Source organism: Myxococcus sp. AM010 (assembly GCF_013372585.1).
Taxonomy (GTDB): Bacteria; Myxococcota; Myxococcia; order Myxococcales; family Myxococcaceae; genus Myxococcus; species Myxococcus vastator.
On sequence record NZ_JABXEO010000181.1, the window covers coordinates 1 to 3,614 of the forward strand.

1 protein-coding gene is annotated in these 3,614 nt (G+C 67.1%); it reads left to right on the plus strand.

The window, feature by feature from the left end; all coding sequences use genetic code 11:
* On the plus strand, positions 1-3,614 hold a 3,614-nt coding region (locus HV826_RS36065; protein ID WP_176421534.1), incomplete at both ends, for a non-ribosomal peptide synthetase.

Here is a 3,614-nt window from a genome sequence, read left to right on the forward strand (position 1 = left end):
GGTGGTGTACCCGGCGGGGACGCCGTCGCTGGAGGAGTTGGGCCGCAAGCTGGAGTCTTCAGGCGTGACGTCGTTGTGGCTGACGGCGGCGCTCTTCGAGCAGATGCAGGCGCGGCAGCCGAAGGCCCTGGCCAGTGTCCGTCAGTTGCTGGCCGGTGGTGACGCGCTGCCAGTGTCGCGCGTGAAGGAGCGGCTGGCAGCGGGTGGGACGCTCATCAACGGGTACGGCCCAACGGAGAACACGACGTTCTCCAGCACGTACCGGATGGAGAAGCCCGAGGAAGTCGGAGTGTCGGTGTCCATCGGCCGGCCGGTGAGGAACACGGTGGCGTACGTGCTGGACGGTGCAATGCGTCCGGTGCCAGTGGGCGTACCGGGCGAGCTGTACGTGGGCGGAGACGGGTTGGCGGTGGGGTACGTGGGACGCCCGGAGCTGACGGCGGAGCGCTTCGTTCCGAGTCCGTACGGCGAGGGAGCGCGGCTGTACCGAACGGGCGACGTGGTGCGATGGCTGAGGAGCGGGACGTTGGAGTTCCTGGGCCGCGCGGACACGCAGGTGAAGGTGCGCGGCTACCGAATTGAGCTGGGCGAAGTGGAAGCGGCGCTGGCCCAGCACGGTGGCGTCAACGAAGCCGTCGTGGTGGCTCGCGAGGACGGTGGTGACGGTGGTGAAGGCAAGCGACTGGTGGCCTACGTCACGGCCCGAGACGCTGCCTCGCTGGACGCGGGTGCGCTGCGAAGCCACATGAAGCAGCGGCTGCCGGAGTACATGGTGCCGTCGGTGTATGTGCTGCTGGAGTCACTGCCGCTGACGCCCAACGGCAAGGTGGACCGCAAGGCGCTGCCCGCGCCGGTGGCGATGCTGGGCACCCCAGGTCCCGATTATGTGGCGCCGCGCACTCCGACAGAGGAGTTGATCGCTGGGATCTTCTCTCAGGTGCTGGGTGTGGAGCGGGTGGGGGCGAAGGACGACTTCTTCGAGCTGGGCGGACACTCATTGTTGGCAACGCAGGTGGTTTCGCGGATTCGGGGCACTTTCCAAACCGAGCTGCCGCTCCGTGAACTGTTCGAGGCGCCCACGCTGTCGGCCCTGGCCGAGCGGCTTGACCACGCCATTCGCACGGGAGCGTCGGTCACCGCTCCGCCTCTGAAGCCACGAGCGGATGGAAGCCGGGTGTTGCCTCCGTCGTTCGCGCAGCAACGGCTGTGGCTCCTGGATCAGATGGCGCGAGGGAGCGCCTCCTACAATGTGCCGGCCGTCCTTCGGGTAGAGGGGCCGCTCCGCGCCGAGGTGCTCGAGCGGAGCTTCGTGGAACTCGTGCGGCGCCACGAGTCGTTGCGGACGACGTTCAGCGCTCGTGATGGAAAGCCCGTTCAAGTCATCGCAGCCGAGCCGGTGCTGGCCTTCCGAAGCGCGGGGCTGGAGTCATTGGCGGAGGCCGCCCGCACGGCGGAAGTCACTCGTCTGGTCGAACAGGAGGCACACCAGCCGTTCGAGCTCGAACGGGGTCCTTTGCTGCGCGTGACGCTCCTGAAGCTGTCCGAGCATGAGCACGTGCTGATCTTGGTGACACATCACATCGTGTCGGATGGGTGGTCCATGGGCGTCCTCGTGCGGGACGTGACCGCGCTCTATGAGGCGTTCTCGCAGGGGCGTCCCTCACCGCTACCGGAACTGGCAGTGCAGTACCCGGACTACGCGCTGTGGCAACGGGAGTGGCTGAAGGGCGAGGTGCTGGAGTCGCAGCTCGCATACTGGAAGCGGCAACTGGAGGGGGCGCCCCCATCGTTGGAGCTGCCGACGGATAAACCGCGGCCCGCGGTGCAGGCCTTCCGAGGAGGTCATCTTGACCAGTCCTGGTCTCTCTCCCTGTGGGAGCGAGTGAAGGCTCTGGCACAGCGTGAAGGCGCAACGCCGTTCATGGTGCTGCTGGCGGCCTTTCAGGTGGTGCTGTCCAAGTACGCGAGGCAGGAGGACGTGTGCGTGGGGTCCCCCATCGCAGGGCGCACGCATGGCGAGACGGAAGGACTGATCGGCTTCTTCACGAACATGCTGGTGCTACGGACGAAGGTGTCTCCGACATCGAGCTTCCGGGAGTTGCTCGCCCAGGTGCGAGAGGTGACGCTCGGCGCGTATGCGCACCAGGACGTGCCGTTCGAGAAGCTGGTGGAGGAGCTTCATCCCGAGCGTGACTTGAGTCGCAGTCCGCTGTTCCAGGTGACGCTGACGCTGCAGAACACGCCCGTGACGGAGGTGAAGCTCGGAGATGGCTTGAGGCTCTCCGGCGTGGAGTCGGAGGGGAGGACCTCGAAGTTCGACCTGTCTCTGGTGATGGAGGAGGTGAAGGACGGCGTCATGGCGATGGTCAACTACGACAGCGACCTGTTCGAGGCCGGGACGATGGACCGGATGCTCGGACACTTGAAGGTGCTGTTGGAGGCCGCCGTCGCTGAGCCGGAGACGCGACTGTGGGAACTGCCGCTGATGGACCGTGAGGAGCAGCAGTTGGTGAAGCTGTGGAGCGGGACGGCTGCGCATTACCCACGGGAGGAGTCGCTGGCGCGGTTGTTCGAGGAGCAAGCGCAGCGGACGCCGGACGCGGTGGCGGTGGAGTACGAGGACGAGCGGCTGACGTACGCGGAGTTGAACCGGCGCGCCAACCAGCTGGCGCACCACCTGAAGGGCATGGGAGTGGGGCCCGAGGTGCGGGTGGGCTTGTGCGTGGAGCGCTCACTGGAGTTGGTGGTGAGCGTGCTGGGCATCCTGAAGGCGGGGGGTGTGTACGTACCGCTGGATGCGAGCTACCCGCTGGAGCGACTGGCGTGGATGAAGCAGGAGGCGGGTGTCGCGCTGCTGGTGGCGCAGGAGAAGCTAGCGGACGAGGTGGCCGCGGGCGGCGAGTTGGTGGTGTGCGTGGACACGGAGTGGGAGACGCAGATTGCCTTGCAGGCGGAGAGCACGCCCGTCGCCAACGTGGGCGGGAGCAACCTGGCGTATGTGATGTTTACATCGGGAAGCACGGGGAAGCCGAAGGGCGTGGGGGTGCCGCACCGAGCGGTGTCTCGCCTGGTGCTGGGGACGGACTTCGCGCACTTCGGGCCGGAGGAGGTGTGGCTGCAGTTGGCGCCCATCTCCTTCGACGCATCGACTCTGGAGGTGTGGGGCGCGCTGCTGCACGGCGCGAAGCTGGTGGTGTACCCAGCAGGGACACCGTCCCTGGAGGAGTTGGGCCGCAAGCTGGAGTCTTCAGGCGTGACGTCGTTGTGGCTGACGGCGGCGCTCTTCGAGCAGATGCAGGCGCGGCAGCCGAAGGCCCTGGCCAGTGTCCGCCAGTTGCTGGCGGGTGGTGACGCGCTGCCAGTGTCGCGCGTGAAGGAGCGGCTGGCAGCGGGCGGTGTGCTCATCAACGGGTACGGCCCAACGGAGAACACGACGTTCTCCAGCACGTACCGGATGGAGGCGCCCGAGGAAGTCGGAGTGTCGGTATCCATCGGCCGGCCGGTGAAGAACACGGTGGCGTACGTGCTGGACGGTGGGATGCGCCCGGTGCCAGTGGGCGTACCGGGCGAGCTGTACGTGGGCGGAGACGGGTTGGCGGTGGGGTACGTGGGGC